The sequence below is a fragment of the Albidovulum sediminis genome, from assembly GCF_025380365.1.
GTDB classification, from domain to species: domain Bacteria; phylum Pseudomonadota; class Alphaproteobacteria; order Rhodobacterales; family Rhodobacteraceae; genus Albidovulum; species Albidovulum sediminis.
Genome location: NZ_JAOCQF010000001.1, coordinates 1882309 through 1905093, shown reverse-complemented (window position 1 = coordinate 1905093; position 22785 = coordinate 1882309). Strand labels below are relative to the sequence as shown.

General features: G+C 66.7%; 28 protein-coding genes. 13 read left to right on the top strand and 15 right to left on the bottom strand.

From position 1 onward, the window contains the following. Positions 1–193 precede the first annotated feature (193 nt). On the bottom strand, positions 194–2149 hold the full coding sequence (gene parE, locus N5I32_RS09400; protein ID WP_261495188.1) for a DNA topoisomerase IV subunit B: 1956 nt from the start codon (positions 2147–2149) through the stop codon (positions 194–196). A 136-nt stretch (positions 2150–2285) separates the two neighbouring features. Here parE and N5I32_RS09395 point away from each other — a divergent pair, with 136 nt between their 5' ends. Continuing rightward, complete coding sequence (locus N5I32_RS09395; protein ID WP_261495186.1) at positions 2286–2879, top strand: SAM-dependent methyltransferase; 594 nt, start codon at positions 2286–2288, stop codon at positions 2877–2879. 32 nt (positions 2880–2911) lie between these two features. Here N5I32_RS09395 and N5I32_RS09390 read toward each other — a convergent pair whose 3' ends face one another. Next, positions 2912–3556 carry a glutathione S-transferase family protein gene (locus tag N5I32_RS09390; RefSeq protein WP_261495185.1) on the bottom strand — a complete coding sequence of 215 codons (645 nt, stop codon included), beginning with the start codon at positions 3554–3556 and terminating at the stop codon, positions 2912–2914. A gap of 161 nt (positions 3557–3717) precedes the next feature. On the opposite strand from N5I32_RS09390, the gene ppk2 reads away from it, so the two are divergent. The 3 genes from ppk2 (at position 3718) to N5I32_RS09375 (ending at position 6825) form a co-directional block, all read left to right on the top strand. Next, complete coding sequence (gene ppk2, locus N5I32_RS09385; protein ID WP_439648182.1) at positions 3718–4731, top strand: polyphosphate kinase 2; 1014 nt, start codon at positions 3718–3720, stop codon at positions 4729–4731. A gap of 119 nt (positions 4732–4850) precedes the next feature. Then, positions 4851–5369, top strand: coding sequence for a GNAT family N-acetyltransferase (locus N5I32_RS09380; RefSeq protein WP_261495183.1), 519 nt, complete (start codon positions 4851–4853; stop codon positions 5367–5369). A 79-nt stretch (positions 5370–5448) separates the two neighbouring features. Beyond that, positions 5449–6825 (top strand): MATE family efflux transporter, encoded by a 1377-nt coding sequence (locus N5I32_RS09375; protein ID WP_261495182.1) that lies wholly within the window; start codon positions 5449–5451, stop codon positions 6823–6825. 27 nt (positions 6826–6852) lie between these two features. Here N5I32_RS09375 and N5I32_RS09370 read toward each other — a convergent pair whose 3' ends face one another. Both N5I32_RS09370 and N5I32_RS09365 read right to left on the bottom strand, forming a co-directional pair. After that, positions 6853–7266, bottom strand: coding sequence for a hypothetical protein (locus tag N5I32_RS09370; RefSeq protein ID WP_261495181.1), 414 nt, complete (start codon positions 7264–7266; stop codon positions 6853–6855). Positions 7267–7338: 72 nt separating this feature from the next. Next, complete coding sequence (locus N5I32_RS09365; protein ID WP_261495179.1) at positions 7339–8541, bottom strand: pyridoxal phosphate-dependent aminotransferase; 1203 nt, start codon at positions 8539–8541, stop codon at positions 7339–7341. 83 nt (positions 8542–8624) lie between these two features. On the opposite strand from N5I32_RS09365, the gene N5I32_RS09360 reads away from it, so the two are divergent. The 5 genes from N5I32_RS09360 (at position 8625) to N5I32_RS09340 (ending at position 11597) form a co-directional block, all read left to right on the top strand. Further along, entirely contained in the window at positions 8625–9020 is a 396-nt protein-coding gene (locus N5I32_RS09360) for a helix-turn-helix domain-containing protein (RefSeq protein ID WP_261495178.1), read from the top strand. Then, complete coding sequence (locus tag N5I32_RS09355; protein ID WP_261495177.1) at positions 9017–9292, top strand: FAD assembly factor SdhE; 276 nt, start codon at positions 9017–9019, stop codon at positions 9290–9292. Before N5I32_RS09360 ends, N5I32_RS09355 begins: the two co-directional genes overlap by 4 nt. A gap of 75 nt (positions 9293–9367) precedes the next feature. Continuing rightward, complete coding sequence (locus N5I32_RS09350) at positions 9368–9865, top strand: winged helix DNA-binding protein (RefSeq protein ID WP_261495175.1); 498 nt, start codon at positions 9368–9370, stop codon at positions 9863–9865. Positions 9866–10114: 249 nt separating this feature from the next. Next, positions 10115–10756: a DUF1326 domain-containing protein gene (locus N5I32_RS09345; RefSeq protein WP_261495170.1), complete on the top strand. Its 642-nt coding sequence runs from the start codon at positions 10115–10117 to the stop codon at positions 10754–10756. 46 nt (positions 10757–10802) lie between these two features. Next, positions 10803–11597 carry a DUF2182 domain-containing protein gene (locus N5I32_RS09340; RefSeq protein WP_261495168.1) on the top strand — a complete coding sequence of 265 codons (795 nt, stop codon included), beginning with the start codon at positions 10803–10805 and terminating at the stop codon, positions 11595–11597. 19 nt (positions 11598–11616) lie between these two features. On the opposite strand, the gene N5I32_RS09335 is transcribed toward N5I32_RS09340, so the two are convergent. Genes N5I32_RS09335 through N5I32_RS09325 form a run of 3 tightly spaced genes read right to left on the bottom strand, consistent with a single transcriptional unit; the run spans position 11617 to position 13408 of the window. Further along, positions 11617–12306 carry a DUF1194 domain-containing protein gene (locus N5I32_RS09335; RefSeq protein WP_261495164.1) on the bottom strand — a complete coding sequence of 230 codons (690 nt, stop codon included), beginning with the start codon at positions 12304–12306 and terminating at the stop codon, positions 11617–11619. Further along, positions 12303–13013 (bottom strand): DUF1194 domain-containing protein, encoded by a 711-nt coding sequence (locus N5I32_RS09330; RefSeq protein ID WP_261495163.1) that lies wholly within the window; start codon positions 13011–13013, stop codon positions 12303–12305. The genes N5I32_RS09335 and N5I32_RS09330 overlap by 4 nt, the downstream gene beginning before the upstream one ends. Further along, a complete protein-coding gene (locus N5I32_RS09325; RefSeq protein WP_261495162.1) occupies positions 12980–13408 on the bottom strand; it encodes a VOC family protein in 429 nt (142 codons plus the stop codon). The genes N5I32_RS09330 and N5I32_RS09325 overlap by 34 nt, the downstream gene beginning before the upstream one ends. A gap of 149 nt (positions 13409–13557) precedes the next feature. Here N5I32_RS09325 and thyX point away from each other — a divergent pair, with 149 nt between their 5' ends. Further along, complete coding sequence (gene thyX / locus N5I32_RS09320; protein WP_261495161.1) at positions 13558–14463, top strand: FAD-dependent thymidylate synthase; 906 nt, start codon at positions 13558–13560, stop codon at positions 14461–14463. Positions 14464–14513: 50 nt separating this feature from the next. Continuing rightward, the gene (locus N5I32_RS09315; protein ID WP_261495159.1) at positions 14514–14657 is read left to right on the top strand and encodes a hypothetical protein; all 144 of its coding nucleotides are present in this window, start codon (positions 14514–14516) and stop codon (positions 14655–14657) included. A gap of 56 nt (positions 14658–14713) precedes the next feature. Here N5I32_RS09315 and N5I32_RS09310 read toward each other — a convergent pair whose 3' ends face one another. Then, positions 14714–14977, bottom strand: coding sequence for a hypothetical protein (locus N5I32_RS09310; protein WP_261495158.1), 264 nt, complete (start codon positions 14975–14977; stop codon positions 14714–14716). Between the two features lie 84 nt (positions 14978–15061). Between N5I32_RS09310 and N5I32_RS09305 the strand changes: the two genes are divergently transcribed. Continuing rightward, positions 15062–15472: an ArsC/Spx/MgsR family protein gene (locus N5I32_RS09305; protein WP_369414272.1), complete on the top strand. Its 411-nt coding sequence runs from the start codon at positions 15062–15064 to the stop codon at positions 15470–15472. A 45-nt stretch (positions 15473–15517) separates the two neighbouring features. Here N5I32_RS09305 and N5I32_RS09300 read toward each other — a convergent pair whose 3' ends face one another. The 6 genes from N5I32_RS09300 to thrS all read right to left on the bottom strand — a co-directional run bounded on the left by N5I32_RS09300 (position 15518) and on the right by thrS (position 20541). Beyond that, a complete protein-coding gene (locus tag N5I32_RS09300) occupies positions 15518–15724 on the bottom strand; it encodes a cold-shock protein (protein ID WP_261495156.1) in 207 nt (68 codons plus the stop codon). A gap of 176 nt (positions 15725–15900) precedes the next feature. Next, complete coding sequence (locus N5I32_RS09295; protein ID WP_261495154.1) at positions 15901–16455, bottom strand: DoxX family protein; 555 nt, start codon at positions 16453–16455, stop codon at positions 15901–15903. Positions 16456–16466: 11 nt separating this feature from the next. Beyond that, positions 16467–17195, bottom strand: a complete 729-nt coding sequence (locus N5I32_RS09290; protein WP_261495153.1) for an HvfC/BufC N-terminal domain-containing protein — start codon at positions 17193–17195, stop codon at positions 16467–16469. Further along, positions 17192–18046 (bottom strand): MNIO family bufferin maturase, encoded by an 855-nt coding sequence (gene bufB, locus N5I32_RS09285; protein WP_261495151.1) that lies wholly within the window; start codon positions 18044–18046, stop codon positions 17192–17194. Before bufB ends, N5I32_RS09290 begins: the two co-directional genes overlap by 4 nt. A gap of 57 nt (positions 18047–18103) precedes the next feature. Further along, entirely contained in the window at positions 18104–18397 is a 294-nt protein-coding gene (locus N5I32_RS09280) for a BufA1 family periplasmic bufferin-type metallophore (RefSeq protein WP_261495150.1), read from the bottom strand. A gap of 191 nt (positions 18398–18588) precedes the next feature. Next, positions 18589–20541, bottom strand: a complete 1953-nt coding sequence (gene thrS / locus N5I32_RS09275; protein ID WP_261495148.1) for a threonine--tRNA ligase — start codon at positions 20539–20541, stop codon at positions 18589–18591. Between the two features lie 158 nt (positions 20542–20699). Here thrS and N5I32_RS09270 point away from each other — a divergent pair, with 158 nt between their 5' ends. Beyond that, positions 20700–21446, top strand: a complete 747-nt coding sequence (locus N5I32_RS09270; RefSeq protein WP_261495142.1) for an alpha/beta hydrolase — start codon at positions 20700–20702, stop codon at positions 21444–21446. Here N5I32_RS09270 and phaZ read toward each other — a convergent pair. Continuing rightward, positions 21443–22702: a polyhydroxyalkanoate depolymerase gene (phaZ, locus tag N5I32_RS09265; RefSeq protein ID WP_261495140.1), complete on the bottom strand. Its 1260-nt coding sequence runs from the start codon at positions 22700–22702 to the stop codon at positions 21443–21445. The two genes, N5I32_RS09270 and phaZ, sit on opposite strands and share 4 nt — an antisense overlap. Positions 22703–22785 lie beyond the last annotated feature (83 nt).

Here is a 22785-nt window from a genome sequence, read left to right as displayed (position 1 = left end):
AGGCCGGCGACCGTGTTGGGCAAGGTTGTCAATATGCCCAAAAGCCCAATTAACAATGCAATTGACGCGTTCCCGAAGTCCAGATGTCGTCTATAGCCTTGATAACTATTGCAATGAGTGCACTTCTTTGCCCCGCTCGGAATGTCTTTCGCGCAGGTCGTGCATTTCTGTTGCGACTCGTTCATAAGTTCATTCAAACATCCAACTCCTCCACGAACCGCGCGTTCTCCGAAATGTACTGGAACCGCAGTTCGGGCTTCTTGCCCATCAGGCGCTCCACCAGGTCGGAGGTCTCGCCCGGTTCGTCCTCGTCGATCGAGACCCGGATCAGCTTGCGGGTCGCGGGGTTCATGGTGGTGTCCTTCAGGTCCTTGGCGTCCATCTCCCCCAGGCCCTTGAAGCGTTGCACGTCGATCTTGCCCTTGCCGCCCAGGCCGGTGGCCAGCATCCGCTCCTTCTCCGCATCATCCGCGACGTAGATGCGGCGCGCGCCCTGCGTCAGCCGGTAGAGCGGCGGGCAGGCGAGGTAGAGGTGCCCCTTGTCGATCATCGGCCGCATCTGGGTGAAGAAGAAGGTCATGAGAAGGCTGGCGATATGCGCCCCGTCCACGTCGGCGTCGGTCATGATGATGACCTTGTCGTAGCGCAGGTCGTCGACGTTGAACTTCGTCCCCGTGCCGCAGCCGAGCGCCTGGCAAAGGTCGTTGATCTCCTGGTTCTGGCCCATCTTGGAGGAGGCCGCGCCAAGGACGTTCAGGATCTTGCCGCGCAGGGGCAACAGCGCCTGCGTCGCCCGGTCGCGCGCCATCTTGGCGCTGCCCCCGGCCGAATCGCCTTCGACGATGAAAAGCTCCGTCCCCTCGCGGTTGGTGGCCGAACAGTCGACAAGCTTGCCGGGCAGGCGCAGCTTCTTGGTGGCTGTCTTGCGCGCCGTCTCCTTCTCCTGCCGACGGCGCAGGCGTTCCTCGGCGCGCAGCACGAGGAAGTCGAGGATCGCACCTGCCGACTTCGTGTCCGCCGCCAGCCAGTTGTCGAAATGGTCGCGGACCGCGCCCTCGGTCATCCGCGCGGCGGCCTCGGTCGACAGGCGATCCTTGGTCTGGCCGACGAATTGAGGTTCACGGATGAAGCAGCTGACCAGCGCGCAGCCCCCCGCGATCAGGTCGTCGCGGGTGATCATCTCCGCCTTGCGGTTCCTGACCAGATCGCCGTAGGCCCGGATACCCTTGAGGATCGCCGCCCAGAATCCCGCCTCGTGCGTGCCGCCCTCGGGCGTGGGTACGGTGTTGCAGTAGGACTGGATGAAGCCGTCGCGCGAGGGCGTCCAGTTGATCGCCCACTCGACGCTGCCCGGCTCGCCGTACTTGTCCTGGAAGCCGACCTTGCCCGCGAACGGGCGGTCGGCATAGGTCGTCGATCCGTTCAGGCTTTCGCCCAGATAGTCGGCCAGACCGCCGGGGAAGTGAAAGGTGGCCTCGGCCGGTGTCTCGCCGTCGTCGATGGCGGATTTCCAGCGAATCTCCACGCCCGAAAAGAGATAGGCCTTGGAGCGCACCATCTTCAGCAGCCGCGCAGGCTTGAAGCGGTGGTGGCCGAAAATCTCCTCGTCCGCGTGGAAGGTGACGGAGGTGCCGCGGCGGTTCGGGGCGGGGCCGATCTTGCGGACGGGGCCAAGCGGGATGCCGCGCGAAAACCGCTGCTCGAACAGCTCCCGGTTCCGCGCGACTTCCACCACCAGCGAATCCGACAGGGCGTTGACCACCGATGCCCCGACGCCGTGCAGGCCGCCCGAGGTCTCATAGGCCTTGCCGGAGAACTTGCCGCCCGCGTGGAGCGTGCAGAGGATCACCTCCAGCGCCGACTTGCCGGGGAACTTCGGATGCGGGTCGATGGGGATGCCGCGGCCGTTGTCGCGGATGGTGACGGCGAAATCGGCGTGCAGTTCCACCTCGATCCGGGTGGCGTGGCCTGCCACCGCCTCGTCCATCGAGTTGTCGAGAATCTCGGCGACAAGGTGATGGAGCGCGCGTTCGTCGGTGCCGCCGATATACATCCCCGGCCGCTTGCGCACCGGTTCCAGCCCCTCGAGCACTTCGATCGAATGGGCATTGTAGTCGTCCGCCCGCGCGGACAGAAGGTCGTTCGGCATGGCACTGCTCTTCGTTCTGGTTGGCCGCGGATTAGACCACGCAGGCGGACCGGGGGCAAGCGGTCGGGGCTTGATCCGGACGCGGTCCGCACGAAATATGGATGGTGCGGAAGGTCGGGACACAAGGGAGCGCGAGATGTGGAATGATCGCTACGCAGGCGATGACTACCTGTTCGGGACGGAGCCGGCCGATTTCCTGCGCCGCGCGGCACCCTTTCTGCACGCGGGGCAGACGGTCCTTGCCATTGCCGACGGCGAGGGGCGCAATTCGGTCTGGTTGGCCGGTCAGGGCCTGACCGTCACCGCCTTCGATCCCGCGCCCAATGCCGTGGCCAAGGCGCGCAGGCTGGCCGCCGCGCAGGGCGTGGCGGTGGAGTTCCACCTGAACGACCTAGACGGATGGGACTGGTCGCGCCGCTTCGACGTGGTCGCGGGCATCTTCATCCAGTTCGTCGGTCCTGACGAACGCGAAACTCTATTTGCGCGCATCGGCGGGGCGCTGGCGCCGGGCGGCCTGCTGCTGCTCCATGGCTACGCGCCGCGTCAGGTCGGCTACGGCACCGGCGGGCCGCCGCACCGGGAAAACATGTATACGCTCGACCTTCTGCACGACGCCTTCGCGGGGTGGGACGTCCTGCGCGCGGCCGATTTCGACGCCGACGTGGACGAGGGGCGCGGCCATTCCGGGCGATCCGCGCTGATCGACTTCATCGCGCGCAAGCCGGCCTGACCCGCCGGGCAAGGCCGGGCCGGGCCACCGGGTCACAGGGCCTCGGCCTCGCGAGCATGCCACATCCGCTGGAACGCGGGCCGCGCGTGCAGCTTGCCGATCCAGGCCGCCACGGCGGGAAACCCGGCGATCAGGCCCGGCGCGGGCATGGCGTAGCGCACGACCTCGGCCATGTTGATATCGGCCACGGTCAGGCGCCCGCCGACCAGCCAGCCGGTGGCCTTCAGCGCGCCGTCCACCACGGCCAGCGGGCGGCGCAGCTTTTCCGCGCCCGCCGCGACCTGCGCGCGCCCGGCCTCGGTCGTCTGGTCGGCATAGAGAACGTCAAGCGTCAACGGTTCGACCCCGGAAAGCGCGTAGAAGGACCATTGCTCCATCTGCGCCAGTTCGCGCGCGTCGCGCGGGCCAAGGTCGCCGCCGTAGGCGCGGGCAAGGTGAAGGTTGATCGCCATGGATTCCGACAGGACAAGGTCGCCGTCCTCCAGCACCGGGACGGCCGCCGCGGGCGACAGCGCCTTGAAGGCGTCGGTCTGCGTGTGCGGATGCACCTGCGCCTGTTCGTCGGTCAGGCGGTAGCGCTGGACCACCGGCACATGCTCGTAAGGCACGCCGATTTCCTCGAGAAGCCAGATGTTGCGGGCGGCGCGGGACCGATAGACACCGTGAAGGCGAAGCATGGGATCTCTCCGATTGGGTTGCCCATCGCTACCGGCTGTGCCCTCCGCGCGAAAGCGGTAAATTTTTCTTCCCCGCCGGAATGTTATTTGACACGCATCATGGTGCGGCTGCGTAAACCGCACGAGACTCACCCTGCCAGTGAAAACCGGAGGGAGAGGACATGTCGGAAAGCACGCGGGCCGTTTCTGCCCTGACCAGCGAACACGCAACCGTCGATGCGGATGCCCAGATGCCGGCGGCGCCGGAGGGCGTCACCGCCGAGCCCGCGGCGGCGAAGCCCGAGGAGCGGGCGAAGGGGCCAAGCACCTTCCCCGTCGTCGATGCGGATGCGATCCGCCACGCCTTCGAAACCGGCAGGTATCCCTATTCCCATCAGCTCGCGACCAGGGCCTATGAGGCCGAAAAGGCCAAGCTCCAGACCGAGCTTCTCAAGGTGCAGATCTGGGCGCAGGAGACGGGGCAGAAGTTCGTCATCCTCTTCGAGGGGCGGGACGCCGCCGGCAAGGGCGGCACCATCAAGCGGTTCATGGAACACCTGAATCCCCGCTTTGCGCGCGTCGTTGCGCTCAACAAGCCCTCGGACGTCGAAAAGGGCCAGTGGTTCTTCCAGCGCTACATCCAGCACCTGCCGACAAGCGGCGAAATGGTCTTCTACGACCGGTCATGGTACAACCGCGCCGGGGTCGAACGGGTGATGGGTTTCTGCACGCCGACCGAATACCTCGAATTCATGCGCCAGGCGCCCGAGGTCGAGCGGATGCTGGTGCGATCCGGCATAAGGCTTTACAAGTACTGGTTTTCCGTCACCCGGGAGGAGCAGCGCCGCCGCTTTGAATCGCGCGAGACCGATCCCCTGAAGATGTGGAAGCTGAGCCCGATCGACAAGGCGTCGCTCGACAAGTGGGACGACTACACCGAGGCGAAGGAGGCGATGTTCTTCTACACCGACACCGCCGACGCGCCCTGGGTCATCGTGAAGTCGAACGACAAGAAGCGAGCGCGGCTGAACTGCATGAAGCACTTCCTGTCCTCGCTCGACTACCCCGACAAGGATCTTTCGGTCGTCACCGCACCCGACCCCCTGATCGTCGGGCGGGCGAGCCATGTCGTCTATCACGCTGACCACATCCTCGGCACCTCGCTGCATCCGAACCTGCGTCGCAGCAAGCGCTGACGGTTCCGGGATGCACGGCGCGCATGGCTGTGCTGCGCGCGGGGGGCTGGTTTGCGGCGCAGACCGGCCCCATTCTCATGCTGCGCCGCAGCATCGCGGCGTCTGCATGAGGGCCCGCCATGGCCGCGATCCGTCTTGTCGCCCATTCGCCCGCCGAGCCCGGCTGGCGTGACCGCCTGAAGGTGCATCTCCTCGGCCTCGGGCCGGATTCCCGCGTGAACCGCTTCTTCGCCTGGGTCTCGGACGCGCAGGTCGAACGCTATGCCGCGACCGCCGCGCCCGAGATCGTCATCGACGCGCTCGAAGACGGGGCGGTGATCGGTGTGGCGGAGGTCTATCGCCGCCCGGATATGGCGGGCGCTGCGGAGATCGCGCTTTCGGTGGACGAGGGCCACCGCCACGCGGGTATCGGCCAGGCCCTGGTCGACCGGGCCCTGGACGAGGGGCGCCGGCGCGGGTTCGCGGACCTTTTCTTCTTTTTCCGCAAGTCCAACCGCGCGATGCAACGCATTGCAGATCATGCCGGGATGGAACCGGTCGCAAGCGGCGATCCTGGCATTGCAGAGGTTCATGCCCGCCTGCGCGGGCAGGTGGATCGTCTGGCGCTGGTGGCGCCGGGGCGCGTCATCGCGCTCTGAGGCGGATGGCGTTACCGGCGCCACGCCGGGTATGGACCTTGTCCATGCGCGGCGATACTGCTGGTGGATGCGCGACAGGATGTCATATTCTGCCCATGCACGGGCGCTCTGGGTGCTGGGGTTGCCCCTCATAGGCTCCAACCTTGCGCAGATGACGTTGCATGTGACCGACACGGTGATGCTGGGCTGGTATGGCACCGCCGAACTCGCCGCGGTTGTCCTGGGCTCGTCGACCTTCTTCATCATCTTCATCCTCGGGTCGGGGTTCGCGCTGGCGGTCACGCCGCTTGTCGCCTCCGCGCTCGGGCGCGGGGACGAAACCCGCGTGCGCCGCGATACCCGCATGGGCATGTGGCTTTCGGTGCTGTTCGGCCTTTGCGTGCTGCCGCTGACATTCTGGTCCGGGAAGGTGCTGGCCGCGCTTGGACAGGAACCCGAGGTGGCGCGACTGGGGCAGGACTACCTGCGCACCGCGGGCTTCGGCATGATTCCGGCACTTCTGATCATGGTGCTGAAAAGCTTCCTGTCGGCGTTCGAGCGGGCGGGGATCGTGCTTTGGGCCACGCTGGCGGGGGTGGGGCTGAACATCGTGCTGAACTGGATGCTGATCTTCGGCAACTGGGGCGCGCCGGAACTGGGCGTGCAGGGCGCCGCACTTGCATCGGTCGCAACCCAGATCCTCACGCTGGCGGTGCTGGTGGCCTATGCCGCCCGTCACCCGGTGCTGGCGCCCTATCGCATCTTCCGCCGCTTCTGGCGGCCGGACCCGCCAGCCATGGCGCAGGTCTTCCGCCTGGGCTGGCCGATCGGGCTGACCGGGCTGTTCGAAAGCGGCCTGTTCACGGCGACTGCGATCATGATGGGCTGGATCGGCGCGGTCGAGCTTGCCTCGCACGGGATTGCGCTGGAACTGGCCGCGATCGCGTTCATGGTCCACCTCGGCCTGTCCAATGCCGCGACCGTCCGCATCGGCCGCGCCTACGGACAGGGCGACGTGCGCGGCCTGCGCGACGGGGCCGCGACGGCGATGGCGATGTCGCTTGTCTTCGGCGTGGTCGTCGTGGCCGTGTTCCTGGCCTTCCCGGTGCCGCTGATCGAGTTGTTCCTGGATCCCTCGAACCCGCAGGCGGGGGACATCGTGGCCTATGGCACCGCGCTTCTGGCGGTGGCCGCGCTTTTCCAGGTGGCGGATGCGACGCAGGTCATGGGGCTTGGCCTGCTGCGCGGGGTGCATGACACCCGCGCGCCGATGATCATCGCCTCGGTCAGCTACTGGCTGATCGGCATCCCGACAAGCTATCTGCTGGCCTTCAAGGCCGGGATGGGCGGCGTGGGCCTCTGGCTGGGCCTCGTGGTCGGGCTGGTCTGCGCCGCATCCCTTCTGATGCTGCGGTTCTGGCGCGGCCTCTGGCTTGCCGACAAGCCCGGCGCGCCCACCAGCGGCACGCCCGCCTGAACCCGGAAGATTGACGGCGGGCGGGTCTCAGCCCGCTTCCGCCTCCGGCGCATCTGGGCGGCCCGCCTGCTTGCGCACAAGGACGCCGCGCAAGTCGTGCATGGCCAGAAGCAGCGCGTCCGAGACCGCCGCGACCTGCGCCTCGGTCGCCTTGGACTGAACCCAGTGCGCCACCTGGTTCATCTGGTCGGCCAGACGCAGGATGTCGTCGGTTTCACGCGCGGCCAGAAGGTCCTGCCGCCGGGCGAGCCAGTCGCCGATCGCCTGCAGATCGGCCTGCGAGAGCGTCCGGCCCCCGTGCGGGCGGATATCGCCGGTCTTGACGTTGACGACCGCGATCTGGTCCATCTCGATCCGGCGCTGGCGATTTGCGGTATCGATCCGGAACACCGCGGCGCCATTCTCGCGGATGCGGAAATAGTAGTCCGGCAAATCTGTCATCGCACCCGCCCGGTTCTTCGCCAACACTATGCAGGGCGCGCGGCGCTGTCAAAACCGCCGCGCGCCTTCGCCTTACCGAAGCCCGGCGCAGAAGGTCTGGATGCGGCGGCACGCTTCCTCCAGCGCCGCGTCCGAAGTCGCGTAGCTGACGCGGAAGTTCGGCGACACGCCGAAAGCCGCCCCGAAGACGACGGCGACCCCGGTTTCTTCCAGAAGCGCGGTCGCGAAATCCTCGTCATTGCCGATCGCACGGCCGCCGGCCGAGGTCTTGCCAATGCAGCCCGAAATGTCGGGGTAGACGTAGAAGGCGCCTTCGGGACGCGGGCACTTGATGCCCTTCGCCTGGTTCAGCATCGACACGACCAGATCGCGGCGGCGCTGGAAGGTCTTGCGGTTCTCCGCCAGAAAGTCCTGCGGCCCGTCCAGCGCCTCCACCGCGGCGTATTGCGCCACCGAACAGGGGTTCGATGTCGATTGCGACTGGATCGTGCCCATCGCCTTGATGAGCGCGACCGGCCCGCCCGCATAGCCGATCCGCCAGCCCGTCATCGCATAGGCTTTCGACACGCCGTTGCAGGTCAGCGTGCGGTCGTAAAGGCCCGGCTCCACCTCGGCCGGGGTGGCGAACCGGAAGTCGTCGAAGACGAGGTGTTCGTACATGTCGTCCGACATGATCCAGACATGCGGATGGCGCATCAGCACGTCGGTCAGCGCCTTCAATTCCGCCGCCGAGTAGCCCGCGCCGGTCGGGTTCGAGGGGCTGTTGAAGATGAACCACTTCGTCTTTGGCGTGATCGCGGCTTCCAGCTTTTCCGCCGTCAGCTTGAAATCGCTCTCGATCCCGCATTCCACCGTCACCGGCGTGCCGCCGGCCAGCAGCACCATGTCGGGATAGCTCACCCAGTAGGGCGCGGGAATGATCACCTCGTCGCCCGGATTGCAGGTCGCCATCAGCGCGTTGTAGAGGATCTGCTTGCCGCCGGTGCCGACGGTGATCTGCGCTGGGGTATACTTCAGCCCGTTCTCACGCTCGAACTTGCGGCAGATCGCGGCTTTCAGTTCCGGGATGCCGTCGACGGCGGTGTATTTCGTCTTCCCCGCGTCGATCGCGCGCTTGGCCGCGTCCTTTATGTTCTGCGGCGTGTCGAAATCGGGCTCTCCGGCGCCAAGGCCGATCACGTCCTTGCCCTCGGCCTTCAACTGCTGCGCCTTGGTCGTCACCGCGATGGTGGGCGAGGGTTTGACGCGCGCCAGCGTGTCGGACAGGAAGGCCATGGCGGTTCTCCGGTTTGTAATTGCCGGGGTCATGTCATAGGCTGACCCCCTGACCTGATCAAGCGGCAACGAAAGGAGAAACCATGCCCGACGTCACCGATGACAGCTGGTATTCGGACCATATCGCCACTTTCGGCGATCGACTGGCCGCCGCGCGCGAGGCGCAGGGGATGACGCAGGAGGAGTTCGCCAATCGCCTTGGCGTCCGCCGCAGGACCGTGCGAGAGTGGGAAGACGACGTGCGCGAACCGCGCGCCAACCGGCTCCAGATGATTGCGGGCATGTTCGGCGTGTCGATCATGTGGCTTCTGACCGGCGAGGGGCCGGGCGTTGCCTCGCCCGACGCGGAAACGCGCGCCGACCTGCCCCGGCTTCTTGGCGATCTGCGCGGCCTGCACCGCGACGCTGACCGCATGCGGGGCCGCATCGCCGCGCTCGAGGCGCGGGTGGAGCGGCTGATCGCCGGGCGTGCGGCATGAGCGCGCCGGATGCGGCGCGGCTCAAGCGTCTGTCCATGCGGTCATGGCGGCGCGGCACGAAGGAGATGGACCTGATCCTCGGCCCCTTCGCCGATGCCCGCCTTGCCGCGATGACGCCCGAGACGCTGGAGCGATACGAGGCGCTTCTCTCCGAGAACGACCAGGATCTCTACCCTTGGGTGACCGGGGCGATGCCCGCTCCGGCGGCGCATGCGGAGCTGATCGCAGAGGTCGCCGCCTTCCTGCGCAGCCGCCACGCCGCCGCGCGCTGAGCCTTTACGGTTTTAACAGTTATTTCGGCTTTTGCCGCCAGTCTCTGCCCGATTGCGGTGACGGCGGAGGCCAGGATGACGATTCACGCAGCCATGCAGGAGACGCCGCAGGCGGGCTTTCTTTCCGGTTATCTCGAAACTCTGGGACTGGTCGAACGCCTGCACCGGCTGCTTCTCGACCTGATCAAGGACGAATTCGAGCGTCTCGGCATCCCGGAAGTCAACGCCGTGCAGGCGCTCCTGATCTTCAACATCGGCGGGGCGGAGGTGACCGCGGGCGAACTGAAGTCGCGCGGCTACTACCAGGGCTCCAACGTCAGCTACAACCTGCGCAAGCTGGTGGAGGGCGGCTTCATGCACCATGAACGCTCCCTCGTGGACCGAAGGTCGGTCCGGGTGCGGCTGACCGAGCGTGGGGCGGAGGTTCGCGACATCGTCGCCGCGCTGTTCCGCCGCCACGCCGAAACGATGGAGGCGCGCGGCCTGATCGCGCGTCTGATGGCGGAGGAGACGAACCTGACGCTGAAGCGGCTGGAACGCTACTGGACCGATCAGATCCGCTACATCTACTGACCGAGGCGTGCGCGCCAGGTGCTCCCTTCTCCGGGAACATCCGGCGCGCGCCGCCACTGAGTCGCCCCGGCACCGGCATCTGGGGCCCGAACCGGGCAGGATTCGGCGCGATTTTCGTGTCCTGCGGATGGGACGGTGTCCGGAATTCGCGCAGCGCGCGTGGTTCGTGGCCGTCGGGGTCGCATTGTTGCCCGGAACGCTGCGATCCGTGGTAGGATTTGGCTTTAAAGTGACAGGGGAGGCTATGTCATGACCAGTTGGGAACTGCATGGCCGGGAGCTTGGCAACTGCAATTGCGCGCCGGGATGCCCGTGCCAGTTTATGTCGCTGCCCACCCACGGAAACTGCGAGGCCGCGGCGGGGTTCGAGTTCGACTCGGGCCGCCACGGCGACGTGGATCTTGCCGGTACGCGGACCGCGATGGTGGTCAAGTGGCCGGGTCCGATCCATGAGGGCAACGGCACCATGCAGATCATCATCGACGAACGCGCAAGCCCCGCACAGCGTGCCGCGCTCGAACGGATCATGACGGGCGCGGATACCGAAGACATGGCGACGATGTGGTGGGTCTTCTCCGCGATGTCGCCGAACAAGCTGGAGACGCTGTACAAGCCGATCGAGATGGCGATCGACGTCGCCGCCCGCACCGGCAGCATCCGCATTCCCGGCGTCCTCGAGACGACGGCGGAGCCGCTTCGGAACCCCGTCACCGGGGCCGAGCATCACGCCCGCATCAACCTGCCGAACGGGTTCGAGTTCCGCGTGGCCGAGATCGCGAAGGCGACGACCCGCACGAGTGGTGCAATCGACCTGCCCGCGAACCGGGATACTCACACCCACCTGGCCGAGATCCATCTCTCCGACAAGGGTGTGGTTCCGGCAAGGGCGTGATCGCCGCCGGAAGCGCGGGGCTGAGGTGACGTCGACACCCGGAGGTATGGAGAGGCTTCTGCGCCACGAAGGGCGGCTCCTGGCCGCGCTGATCGGCGTGCTTTTCCTTGTCGCCTCGGTCTATACCGTGCTGGGGCCGGGCATGCCGATGACGGCACTCGACATGACCGCCATGCGATCCATGCCGGACATGCCGGGCGCCACGCCGCCGGGTGCGTGGACGGCGGGCTACGCGACGCTCGTCTTCCTGATGTGGTGGGTGATGATGATCGCCATGATGCTGCCCAGCGCCGCCCCCACCGTCCTGCTTCACGCCGCGTTGCTGCGGCGAAGCGCGTCTTCGCCGCGCCTGCGCAGGGCGTCGCCCGCATTTCTGACCGGCTACCTGTCCGCCTGGGCCGGATTCTCGGTTCTGGCCGCCGCTGCGCAGTGGGCGCTCGAGGCGGCAGGGCTCGTCTCGGCAGGCATGATGACTTTGCTCGGCACGGTGCCGGGGGCGCTCGTGCTGATCGCGGCCGGGGTCTACCAGTTCTCGCGCTTCAAGCAGGCGTGCCTTGGTCGATGCCGTTCGCCCGCCGAGTTCCTGACCCGCCACATGCGCCCCGGCGTCGCGGGCGCCTTCCGGATGGGCGTGGTGCACGGCGCCTTCTGCCTCGGCTGCTGCGGCTTCCTGATGGTGCTGCTGTTCGTCGGCGGGGTCATGAACCTGTACTGGATCGTGGCCCTTGCCGTCCTTGTCGCGGTCGAGAAGCTGGTTCCGTCCGGCGCGGCACTCGGACGCATGGCGGGCCTCGGGCTGATCGCCTGGGGCATGCTCATCCTCGCGGGGTGGGGCGGCTGAGCGTGACCGCGGGGCCAGGTCACCGGTCCGGAGGCAGTGGTGACATCGCCCCGATGACGGCAAAGCCGATCTCTCGTTCCAGCTTGCGCGTCATCGCCGCCTCGAAGTCGCTGAAGTCGCCGGCCCTTTCCAGAAAGGCCCCTTGTCCGCGCAAGACCTGCGACAGGTAGAACCCCGCCACCTCGGGGTCCGATCCGGTGATGACCAGCCCGTTCACCACCGTGTCGCCGAACGGAAAGGCGCGATAGGCGTCCGAGGGGGCGAACGCCTCGTTGTTGACCCCGTCGCCCGATATGTCGAGCGTCCGGCGCTCGCAGTCGGGGGCGCGGTCCAGAAGGACTGCGCCAAAGCCAAGCGCCGCGCCAAGCGCGGTCGGGTAGTCGCGATAGCTGCGGCTGGTCCCGGCGATCCTTTCGGCCGCCTCGGTCAGGCGGCTCTCGTCCCGAAGGTCGGTCCAGTCCAGGATCAGCGCCTGCTGCCAGCGGCCGCTCCATTCATAAACTGCAAGTGCAACCCATTGGTCCGGCGTGTAAAAAAGCGCGCGCTTGACCTCGGGCGACAGAAGCGCCGCAGCCAGCCCGTCGCGCTGCAACGCGTATTCCTGCGCGTCGACCGAAGAGGACACGTCAAGGCCAAGGGCCAGCGCCAGCCGGCAATCCGCCGCCGCGGGCGTTGCCAGAAGCGCAACCAAGGCTGCCAGCGTCTTCATCCCGCCCCGCCCCCCGGCGCGACCTTGCCCAGAAGCTGTTCGGTCAACTCTCGTTCCAGCTTGCGCCGGAAGGCGCGGGGAAAATCCGCATGCACCCGCGCTACCTCGACGAAGGCACCCTGCCCATGGATCAGGCGCTGGCTGTAATAGACGGCGATGTCGGATTCATGCCCGCCGATCGCCAGCCCGTTGACGAGGATACCGTCCAGGCCGCGCCGCTCCCGCACCCGCTCCGGTCCCTCGCCGGCATTGTTGCGCCCGTCGCCCGAGATGTCGAGCGTGCTCGCCGCGCACTCCCCCGCTTGGTCCAGAAGATCGGCGCCGAAGTCCAACGCCTCGCCCAATGCCGTGGGCAGCTTGTCCTCGGACCGGGTGTGGGCGGCGACCCGCGCCGAAATCCCGTCAATGTCGGCCTGGCTGCGGACCGGAGTCCAGCCGACGACCAGGCTTTGCGCCCCTTGCCCGGACCATTCGTAGACCGCCAGCGCCACATGGTCATCCGAGCCCAGCAGCGCCTTGACGATCTCAGGCGCAGCCAGGGCCGCGAGGATGCCGTCGCTCTGGATCGCGTAGTCCTCGGCGTCGACCGAACGCGACACGTCGAAGCCGAGCGCAAGGGCCAACCGGCAGGCACCCCAGCCAGGCCCCGCCCAAAGCGCCAGCGCCGCCGCCGCTACCAGTGCCCGGTGTTTGCCATGCTGACCCAAGGTTCCGCCGGCGCCTTCGCCGCGCCCTTCTGCAAAAGCTCGACCGAGATGTTGTCGGGCGAGCGGACGAAGGCCATGCGCCCGTCGCGCGGCGGCCGGTTGATCGTCACCCCGTTCGCCATCAGGTGCGCGCAGGTGGCATGGATATCGTCCACCTCATAGGCGAGATGCCCGAAGTGCCGGCTGTCCGACGGCAGGCCAGGGTCGCCGTCCCAGTTCCAGGTCAGTTCCACCGGGCAGTCCTCCTGCCCCGGCGGCGCCATGAAGACAAGGGTGAAGCGCCCGCCCTCATTGTCCCAGCGCCGCGTCTCCTTCAGCCCGAGAAGCGCATAGAACGCCATCGACTTTTCAAGGTCCAGCACGCGGACCATCGTGTGCAGATATCGGATCGTCATCTTTCCCTGCCTTTCCTGACCCCAGACTAGCACCGCGCGCCCGATTGCCAAGCCATCGGGAAAAAATCGTCGCACACATTCCGTGGCGGTGTCCCGCGCGGGGACAACAATATAAGGTGGTCTTCGATTCGAAGAAGCGGAGGCACCCCATGACCCTCACCCCCGAACAGGAAGCCGAGATCGCCGAGGCCCGCAGCCAGACGCGCCCCACGCTGCGCGCCGTGTCGGAAGGGATGGAGCGGCGCCTCTACCTCGCCCATCCGGTGCTCGACCACGGGCTGGTCCGCGTCATCGACTACATGGGCGACGATGCCGCCATCACCCAGGCCGCCCGCGTCTCCTACGGGCGCGGCACCAAGGCGGTTTCGAACGACGAAGGCCTGATCCGCTACCTGATGCGGCACTGGCACTCCACCCCGTTCGAGATGTGCGAGGTCAAGTTCCACGTCAAGCTGCCGGTTTTCGTCGCCCGCCAGTGGATCCGCCACCGCACCGCCAACGTGAACGAATACTCCGCCCGCTACTCCATCCTCGACCGGGAATTCTACATTCCCGCGCCGGAACACCTGGCCGCGCAGTCGACCGTCAACAACCAGGGCCGCGGCGAACTGCTGGAGGGGGAGGAGGCAGCGCGCGTCCTCGACATCCTGCGCGAGGATGCGATGCGCGCCTACGACCACTACGAGGGGATGCTGAGCCAGGAGGGGCAAAAGGGCCTCGCGCGCGAACTGGCCCGCATGAACCTGCCCGCCAACGTCTACACGCAATGGTACTGGAAGGTGGACCTGCACAACCTCTTCCACTTCCTGCGCCTGCGCGCCGACGCGCACGCCCAGTACGAGATCAGGGCCTATGCCGAGGTGATGTGCCAGATCGTCAAGGACTGGGTGCCGCTCGCCTACGGCGCCTTCGAGGATTACCGGCTTGGTGGCGCGACGCTGTCGGGCAAGGCGATCGAGGTGCTGAAACGTCGCCTGGCGGGAGAGGTCGTGACGCAGGAAACCTCCGGCATGAGCAAGGGCGAGTGGCGGGAGTTCGAGGGGGTCTGGGGGTGAGGCCTGGCTCCGCTCGTCCGGCAGTGGATGTTTCCAACGAGGTTACCGAAATGCGCACCCTCGCCGCCCTCCTCCCCCTTGCCGTCCTGGTCCTCACAGGGTGTGAGCGTCTGGCCGACGATTACCGCAAGGACCGGGGCGTGATGAAGATTCTCCGCGACGGGGAATACCGGATCGTCGAGGAGGAGTTCTGAGGCGCAGGAAAAAGGCCCCGCCGGGTGGTGGCGGGGCCGCGTCGGGGCAGGGGCCCTTACTTGTTGCGCTTGGAAACCTGGTCGCCCACCAGACCGCTGCCGACGTTGCCCCAGCCGCCATTGCCGCCGCCCGAGACATAGCTGGCCACGCCGCCATTGCCCTCGAGCCCCAGCGCGTCCTTGATCGGGGAGTTGTTGCCCCCGCCGCCGCCCTTCAGCGCCGCCGCCATGTTCTGCGCCGCGTCCTTGTTGCTGTCGGCGAAAGCCGGCGCGGCAACGGCCAGAAGGCCCGCGGTCAGGATCGTGAATGTCGTCTTCATGTCTACCCCCTATGGATGTCGTCGTTGTGTCCGACAGGTGGATTACGGGCGGGGCGACCGTCCGGATCACGCGATCACGGGATCGTGAACAAAGGCTGCGGCTCGGCGGCGCTTGCCGGGCCGGGGGGCGGCTGCTATGGCCGTCGCCATGACGACGAAAGCCTGCGCATGATCCTTTACGGCATCCCCACCTGCGACACCTGCCGCGAGGCGATGAAGGAAATAGCGGCCGCCGGCCGGCCCGTCACCTTCCGCGACGTTCGTTCGGAACCCCTTGATACGGCAGATATTTCCCGCTTCCTTGCCGCCCTCGGCGATGGCCTTGTCAACCGTGCCTCGACCACCTGGCGCGGGCTTGACGACACCGCCCGCGCGGCTGGCCCCGCCGCCCTTCTGGCCGCGCATCCGACGCTGATGAAGCGACCGGTGATCGACGTGGACGGGGCGCTGATCCTTGGCTGGACGGACGCGGTCAGGGCGCGGGTGCTCAAATGAAAACGGCCCGCGGGGTGCGGGCCGTCGCAAGGGCGTTCGCGCGCCTCAGATCAGTTTGAGGTCCGACGCCGAGGACCGTCCGTCGCGGCCCGACTGAAGCTCGTAGGAAACCTTCTGGTTGTCGTTCAGCGACTTCAGCCCCGCCCGCTCGACCGCGGAGATGTGGACGAAGATGTCCTTCCCGCCATCGTCGGGGGCGATGAAGCCATAGCCCTTCGTCGTGTTGAACCATTTCACGGTGCCGGTGGCCATCCGTTAACTCCCTGTTGTGTTCTCCGCCCGCGAGATTGCGGCCGGATCGTGCAGCCAGGTCTTTCACTCAGTCCGGCTGCCCCGAAACGAGGGAGCGGTAGAAAGTCTGCAGTCACGCGACCCGAAGGATGAGCGATTTCCACAAAAAATCAAGAATTTTGAACAGAGCGCCAGTGTCATGCCCCGCCACGGCGGCGGCTGAGCCACCGGTCAAGCGACAGCGGCCCCGCGCCCTGGAAGAAGAGGACGGCGAACAGCAGCACCCAGAGGGCGCGCTGGTCGAAGATGAGCGCGTCCGACGCCGCGTCGAACCAGCGGCCGAGGTCGTCGCCGCCGACACCATGGCCGTAGACGTCGGTCAGGCTCTGGACGACCACGAATCCGGTCATTCCCAGCGCGGCAAGCCGGGTGAACAACCCGAAGATGATCAGTGCCGGCAGGATCACCTCGGCGAGCGTACCAGCCACCACCACGGCATAGTGGAACAGCCCGAACTGGCTTACGTCGTAGCCCGCCGCTTCGGCCGCCTTCGGAAAGATCTGGATGTAGGCACTGGGCGAAGGGGAGAGGAAGCCGAAGATGCCCTCCCCCAGCTTGGTGCGCGCCGAGTTCCAGAAGTAGACGAGAAGCACACCGGCAAAGCCAAGACGCGCCAGCGTCGGCAGCGCGCCCGAGGACAGGCGGGAAAGACGAAGGGTCAAGCCGTCGTAGGCGGCCAGAAGGGCGTTCATGGGGAGACTCCTCAGGATATTCCAGTGATGGCGCCGCCGGAAATCAGGATTCCGAGCGTCGCGGTCAGATCGAATTCCGGCGCCTTTTCAAGCGCCTCGGACAGGTTTTCGCCATTCATGAGCGCGGCGATGAAAGGCCCCGCCCCGGCTGGCAGAAGGGCGGGTTCCGGGTCGTATCCGGCCCTCGTGATCAGCACATCCTCGGCCACCGCAGCCCGGGGTTGTGGCCCGCCGCGGGTGTTGGCCGCCCAGATGGTCGCCACCGGCCAGCGCGACCGCAAGAGCCGCGCAGCGGGTGCGAAGGCGATGCGGCTGGCCAGAAACCGCTCGGGAGGAAGCGACTGAAGCGCCTCGGGACGGACCGGGTCGGCATCGGCGGCGTGATAGGAGCGGCGCAGCGCCAGTTCCAGCCGCGCCACATCGGGCAGGTAGCCAAGGTGGCGAACGGGTTCGAACGCCTCGAGGAACGCCGGCATATCCTCGCCGTAGAGCATCAGGAGCGGGGAGCGCGGGGGATGGGCGCGCAGATGCACCCGTGCCATGGCGGTGAAGAAGTCTTCGCCGACAAGCGCGCGAACGACCGGAAAGGCCTGGCGCAGCGCCTCGGTGAGGGAGACGGTGACGTTGTTGCGGTAGACGTTGAAGCGCCTGGGCGCCGGCCGACCCTCCGGGTCGGTGATGCCGGCCGGAACCGGCAGGTCCGGGTCCAGCAAGGCGGCGCGAAAATCGCCCTGGCTCATGCCGGGACCCTGTCGAGAATGCGGGCCGCGCGGGCAGCCTCCGCAGCCAGGACCGGCCATTCGGGCACGTCGTTATCCCATTCGATCAGCGTGGGCTTCGCACCGCCCACCGCGATCGCGCGGGCATAGAGTTGCCAGACGGGATCGACGACGGCCGACCCATGCGCGTCGATCAGGAGCGGCTGCCCGGTGTCGTCGCTGTCCTCGTCATGGCCGCCAAGGTGAATCTCGCCGACAAGCCGGTGCGGGAAGCTGTCGATGTAGTCCTGCGGGTCGGTCCGCCGGTTGGTGCAGGAAACGAAGACGTTGTTCACATCCAGCAGGAGCCCGCATCCGGTGCGGCGCGCGATTTCGGTGAGGAACTCGATCTCGCCAAGGTTAGTCTCGGCGAACGAGACGTAGACGGACGGGTTTTCCAGCAGCATCCGGCAGCCGACGGTTTCCTGCACCTCGTCGATGTGGTCGATGACGCGGGCAAGCGTCCGTTCGGTGTAGGGCAGCGGAAGAAGATCGTTGAGGAACTCCGCCCCGTGGGTCGACCAGGCCAGGTGTTCGGAAAAGCTTGCAGGGTCGAGCCAGCCGACAAGGTGTTTCAGCCGCGACAGGTGGCTGCGGTCAAGACGGCCTTCGCCGCCGATCGACAGGCCCACGCCGTGCACGGAAATCGGGAATCGCTCTGCCAGGTGGCGCAACTGCGCCAGTGGGCGGCCGCCATCGCCCATGTAGTTTTCTGCATGGATTTCCAGCCATGCGACCGGGCCTGCGCCATCCATGATGTTGGAAAAGTGCTGGGCCTTGTAGCCGACGCCCGGCAAGGGCGGCAAACCTTGGCTGGCGGAACGGTCAAGCATTGCAGCGCCTATCGGTCAGGATGTCCCCCCGCGATCCGCGGGGGGACGAAGGGATCATCAGCCCTGCGGCAGGTCGCGATCAAGCGCCTCGAGCGAGCCCATGCGGCCGTCCGGCAGTTCCATCGTGGTGCAGGTGCCGGCGGGCACCATCTTCCAGGCGTTGCCCTGGTAGTCGACCTTCGACGTGCCGGCGCAGGTCGTGCCCGGGCCAGCGGCGCAGTCGTTCTGACCGGCCAGCGAGACACCGAAGCACTTTTCGTTTTCCTGGGCAGCAGCCGGGGCCGCGAAATGCGCGGTGAGCGCGGCGGCCAGCGAGCTTGCGATGGCAAGGGTCTTCATGGAGTGCGACATGGTCAATCCTTTTGAGAATGGTTGGCGTCGTTTGGTATCGACAGCACTGTTCTAGCCAGCCGCTTGCGTCACTGGAAAGTCACGAAGCCGTGGGCCACGCCGCTGTGAGCGGCCGTAACAATCCGCGAAGGGACGGATTGCGGCGCGGGTCACGGAACGGCGCCGGATTTCCGGTGCCGTTCCCCTTTCTTTCAGTCACTTGCCAGGTCCGGAGGCGTGGATTCACCGACCAGTTGCGCGGTCGCCTCGTCCAGCGGCAGCGTATCGGTCCGGGTCTCGCCCAGCCGGCGGATTGAAACAGTCCGCTCCGCCACTTCCTTCATGCCAATGGCGAGGATCACCGGCACCTTGCCCACCGAATGCTCGCGCACCTTGTAGTTGATCTTCTCGTTGCGCGTGTCGGGTTCGGCACGCAGACCGGCGTCGCGCAGTTTCGCGACCACCTCGTTCACGTAGTCGTCGGCGTCCGACACGATCGAGGCGACAACCACCTGCCGGGGGGCAAGCCAGAAGGGCATCCGGCCGGCGTAGTTCTCGATCAGGATGCCGATGAAACGCTCGAACGAGCCCAGAATCGCGCGGTGCAGCATGACCGGGCGATGCTTGGCCCCGTCCTCGCCCACATATTCGGCGCCAAGCCGGACGGGCAGGTTGAAGTCGGCCTGGAAGGTGCCGCACTGCCATTCCCGCCCGATCGCGTCGGTCAGCTTGAAGTCGAGCTTCGGGCCGTAGAAGGCGCCCTCGCCGGGGTCGATCTGGTAGTCGTTGGTGACCTTGCGGACGGCGTTTTCCAGCGCCGATTCCGCCTTGTCCCAGATCTCGTCGCTGCCCACGCGCACGTCGGGGCGGGTCGAGAGCTTCACGTCGAACTTGGTGAAGCCGAGATCGCGATAAATCGAGGAGAGAAGGCCGATGAAGGCCGCGCATTCCTGCTCGATCTGGTCCTCGGTGCAGAAGATGTGGGCGTCGTCCTGGGTGAAGCCGCGCACCCGCATGAGGCCGTGCATGCTCCCCGAGGATTCGTAACGGTGGCACGATCCGAACTCGGCGAGACGCAGCGGCAGGTCGCGGTAGGACTTGAGGCCCTGGTTGTAGACCTGCACATGGCAGGGGCAGTTCATCGGCTTCAGCGCGTTGATGCGCTTTTCCTTCGCCCCTTCCTCGTCCACCTCGACGATGAACATGTTCTCGCGGTAGGCCTCCCAGTGGCCGGAACGTTCCCAGAGGATGCGGTCGACGACCTGGGGGGTCTTGATTTCCTTGTAGCCGGCGCGGCGCAGCCGCCGGCGCATGTAATCCTCGAGCGTGCGGTAGATCGTCCAGCCGTTCGGGTGCCAGAAGACCATGCCGGGGGCTTCTTCCTGGAGGTGGAAAAGCTCCATCTCGCGCCCGAGCTTGCGGTGGTCGCGTTTGGCGGCCTCTTCCAGCATGGTCAGATGGGCCTTGAGGTCGTCGCGGTTTTTGAAGGCGACGCCATAGATGCGCTGAAGCTGCTTTTTCGTGTGGTCCCCGCGCCAGTAGGCGCCCGCGACCGACATCAGCTTGAAGGCATCGGCGGGAAGCTGGCCGGTGTGCTGCAGGTGCGGGCCGCGGCACAGGTCCTGCCAGTGGCCGTGCCAGTACATGCGCAGCGGCTCGTCGCCGGGGATCGCCTCGATCAGTTCGACCTTGAAGGGTTCGTTCTTGCGGATGTAGTGCTCGATCGCGCGCGAGCGGTCCCAGACCTCGGTCCGGACCGGGTCTCGTTCGTTGATGATCGCCTTCATCTCGCGCTCGATCGCGCCGAGGTCTTCCGGCGTAAAGGGCTCGTCGCGGTCGAAGTCGTAATACCAGCCGTTCTCGATCACCGGGCCGATGGTGACCTTGACCTCGGGCCAGAGCTTCTGCACCGCCCGCGCCATCACATGGGCAAAGTCGTGTCGGATCAGTTCGAGCGCCTGCGCGTCATCCTTCATCGTGTGGATGGCGATCGCGGCGTCGCGCTCGATCGGCCACTGGAGGTCCCAGTGCCGGCCGTCCACGGACGCGGAAATCGCGGCCTTGGCAAGCGAGGGGGCGATGGACTGCGCCACTTCGGCGGCGGTCACGCCCCTGGCGTAGTCGCGCGTATTGCCATCGGGGAATGTCAGGGAAATCTGGCTCATGGCCGGCTCCTCGTCGGTTTGGCGCCCACGGAACGCCCGGTTGCGGGTTATGTCGGCGCCTTGTTTCGGGGATCACGACGCGGAAGTCAATCGCCGGGGGTTCCACCCCCGGTCCCCCGGGGATATTTGGGAAAAGAAGAAGGGGAAAGGGTTCGGTGATGAGCGACAGGCTGAGGACAGCGCAGGGACGGGAGATTGCCTTCGACCGGGTGGAGGGGGAGGGGCCCGGGGTGGTGTTCCTGGGCGGCTTCCGGTCGGACAAGGAGGGCACCAAGGCGCTGGCGCTTGAGGCCTGGGCGCGCGCGCGGGGCCGGGCCTTCCTGCGCTTCGACTATTCGGGGCACGGCGCGTCGTCGGGCGCCTTCGAGGACGGCGCCATCGGTGACTGGTTCGAGGATGCGCTGAGCGCGATTCGGGCGCTGACCGAAGGGCCGCAGATCCTGGTCGGATCCTCGATGGGCGGGTGGATATCGCTTCTGCTGGCGCGCGAGCACCCCGGGATGGTCGCGGGGCTTGTCACCATCGCCGCGGCGCCCGACTTCACCGAAAGCCTCCTGGCGGAGATGTCCGGGGAGGAGCGCCGCGCCCTGGAGCAGACCGGACGGGTGGCGCGGCCCTCGGACTATGCGCCGGAGCCTTACATCTTTACCCGTCGCCTGATCGAGGAGGCGCGCGGGCGGCTGATATTCGACCGGCCGCTGCATCTTCCGATGCCGGTCCGGATGCTCCAGGGCACGGCGGATGCCGACGTGCCGGTTCCGGTCGCGCTCCGGCTGCTTGACCACATGACCGGGCCGGACATCCGGCTGACACTTGTCAAGGGCGCGGATCACCGCTTCTCGACGCCCGAGTGCCTGAAGCTGGTCGCGGCGACGGTCCTGAAGGTGGGCGGCCGCGCGGGTTAGACCGCGCGGACATGCGCCTTGCGCGGGCCCGAGTTCGCGTCGATGAAGTTCAGGACCAGCGGGCGGATGTTGTTGCGCCAGGATTTGCCGGCGAAGATGCCGTAGTGGCCGGCGTCAGGCTCCAGATGCTGCGCCTTCTTGTCGGCGGAGAGGCCGGTGAGCAGGTCGAGCGCGGCAAGGCATTGGCCGGGGGCGGAGATGTCGTCCTTCTCGCCCTCGACGATCTTGACCGCGACATCGGTGATCTTGCCGAAGTCCACCGCCTTGCCGGCGACGCGGAAGTCGTTGCGCGCGATCTCGCGATTCTTGAAGATGCGCTCGACGGTGGAGAGGTAGAACTCTGCCGTCATGTCCATGACCGAGAGGTATTCGTCGTAGAAGCGGTTGTGGGCGTCCCGCTCCGACGCCTCACCCTTGGCGGCGCGCAGGATCTGTTCGGAGAACGCGGTGGTGTGGCGGTCCATGTTCATCGAGATGAAGGAGGCAAGCTGCATCAGCCCCGGATAGACGAGCCGCCCGGCGCCGGCGTATTTGAAGCCCACGCGCTGGATCACCATGTGTTCGAGCTGGCCCATGGTCACGCGGCGGCCGAAGTCGGTGACCTCGGTCGGCGCGGCGTCGGGATCGACCGGGCCGCCGATCAGCGTCAGCGTCTTCGGCTGCGCGGCCGGATCCTCGCCCGCGAGGTAGGCGGTGGCGGCAAGCGTCAGCGGCACCGGCTGGCAGACCGACACGATGTTGAGATCGGGGCCGAGGAAGCGGATGAAATCGACGAGGTAGAGGGTATAGTCCTCGATGTCGAACTTGCCTTCCGAAACCGGGATGTCGCGGGCGTTCTTCCAGTCCGTCACGTAGACTTCGCAGTCGGGAAGGAGGCTTCTGACCGTGGAACGGAGGAGGGTGGAGTAATGGCCCGACATCGGCGCAACGAGGAGCACGCGGCGCTTCATCGGTGCGCGGCCCTGGACGCGGAAGTGGATGAGATCGGCGAAGGGACGGGTGACGAGCGTGTCGATCTCGACGATGTGGTCGCGCCCGTCCGGGCCGAGGATGGTGCGGATGCCCCAGTCGGGCTTGATGACCATGCGCGCGAAACTGCGTTCCGTGATCCGGCCCCAGGCCGACATCACCTTGAACATCGGATGCGGCACCAGCCCCCAGACCGGGTAGGATGCCATCGCCCGCGCGCTGGCACCCAGCCATTCGTTGGTGTTGCGGATGCTTTCCATCAGGTCGTAGGTGGCCATGCCCTTCATCGCGTCTCCTTCGATGGGGCAGGCCCCACACAAATCACTTCTTTCGCCACCCAGCGGGCGCGGATATGCTGCACTGCAGGAAA

Excerpts from the sequence above, each read along its gene's own strand:
- N5I32_RS09395 (WP_261495186.1), top strand. The coding sequence starts at position 2,286 with ATGTGGAATGATCGCTACGCAGGCGATGACTACCTGTTCGGGACGGAG.
- N5I32_RS09370 (WP_261495181.1), bottom strand. The coding sequence starts at position 7,266 with ATGACAGATTTGCCGGACTACTATTTCCGCATCCGCGAGAATGGCGCC.
- N5I32_RS09375 (WP_261495182.1), top strand. The coding sequence starts at position 5,449 with ATGTCATATTCTGCCCATGCACGGGCGCTCTGGGTGCTGGGGTTGCCC.
- parE (WP_261495188.1), bottom strand. The coding sequence starts at position 2,149 with ATGCCGAACGACCTTCTGTCCGCGCGGGCGGACGACTACAATGCCCAT.
- N5I32_RS09355 (WP_261495177.1), top strand. The coding sequence starts at position 9,017 with ATGAGCGCGCCGGATGCGGCGCGGCTCAAGCGTCTGTCCATGCGGTCA.
- N5I32_RS09340 (WP_261495168.1), top strand. The coding sequence starts at position 10,803 with ATGGAGAGGCTTCTGCGCCACGAAGGGCGGCTCCTGGCCGCGCTGATC.
- N5I32_RS09270 (WP_261495142.1), top strand. The coding sequence starts at position 20,700 with ATGAGCGACAGGCTGAGGACAGCGCAGGGACGGGAGATTGCCTTCGAC.
- N5I32_RS09345 (WP_261495170.1), top strand. The coding sequence starts at position 10,115 with ATGACCAGTTGGGAACTGCATGGCCGGGAGCTTGGCAACTGCAATTGC.
- bufB (WP_261495151.1), bottom strand. The coding sequence starts at position 18,046 with ATGCTTGACCGTTCCGCCAGCCAAGGTTTGCCGCCCTTGCCGGGCGTC.
- N5I32_RS09295 (WP_261495154.1), bottom strand. The coding sequence starts at position 16,455 with ATGAACGCCCTTCTGGCCGCCTACGACGGCTTGACCCTTCGTCTTTCC.
- N5I32_RS09360 (WP_261495178.1), top strand. The coding sequence starts at position 8,625 with ATGCCCGACGTCACCGATGACAGCTGGTATTCGGACCATATCGCCACT.
- thyX (WP_261495161.1), top strand. The coding sequence starts at position 13,558 with ATGACCCTCACCCCCGAACAGGAAGCCGAGATCGCCGAGGCCCGCAGC.
- N5I32_RS09280 (WP_261495150.1), bottom strand. The coding sequence starts at position 18,397 with ATGTCGCACTCCATGAAGACCCTTGCCATCGCAAGCTCGCTGGCCGCC.
- N5I32_RS09300 (WP_261495156.1), bottom strand. The coding sequence starts at position 15,724 with ATGGCCACCGGCACCGTGAAATGGTTCAACACGACGAAGGGCTATGGC.
- N5I32_RS09315 (WP_261495159.1), top strand. The coding sequence starts at position 14,514 with ATGCGCACCCTCGCCGCCCTCCTCCCCCTTGCCGTCCTGGTCCTCACA.
- N5I32_RS09310 (WP_261495158.1), bottom strand. The coding sequence starts at position 14,977 with ATGAAGACGACATTCACGATCCTGACCGCGGGCCTTCTGGCCGTTGCC.
- N5I32_RS09365 (WP_261495179.1), bottom strand. The coding sequence starts at position 8,541 with ATGGCCTTCCTGTCCGACACGCTGGCGCGCGTCAAACCCTCGCCCACC.
- thrS (WP_261495148.1), bottom strand. The coding sequence starts at position 20,541 with ATGAGCCAGATTTCCCTGACATTCCCCGATGGCAATACGCGCGACTAC.
- N5I32_RS09325 (WP_261495162.1), bottom strand. The coding sequence starts at position 13,408 with ATGACGATCCGATATCTGCACACGATGGTCCGCGTGCTGGACCTTGAA.
- phaZ (WP_261495140.1), bottom strand. The coding sequence starts at position 22,702 with ATGAAGGGCATGGCCACCTACGACCTGATGGAAAGCATCCGCAACACC.
- N5I32_RS09380 (WP_261495183.1), top strand. The coding sequence starts at position 4,851 with ATGGCCGCGATCCGTCTTGTCGCCCATTCGCCCGCCGAGCCCGGCTGG.
- ppk2 (WP_439648182.1), top strand. The coding sequence starts at position 3,718 with ATGTCGGAAAGCACGCGGGCCGTTTCTGCCCTGACCAGCGAACACGCA.
- N5I32_RS09290 (WP_261495153.1), bottom strand. The coding sequence starts at position 17,195 with ATGAGCCAGGGCGATTTTCGCGCCGCCTTGCTGGACCCGGACCTGCCG.
- N5I32_RS09350 (WP_261495175.1), top strand. The coding sequence starts at position 9,368 with ATGACGATTCACGCAGCCATGCAGGAGACGCCGCAGGCGGGCTTTCTT.
- N5I32_RS09335 (WP_261495164.1), bottom strand. The coding sequence starts at position 12,306 with ATGAAGACGCTGGCAGCCTTGGTTGCGCTTCTGGCAACGCCCGCGGCG.
- N5I32_RS09390 (WP_261495185.1), bottom strand. The coding sequence starts at position 3,556 with ATGCTTCGCCTTCACGGTGTCTATCGGTCCCGCGCCGCCCGCAACATC.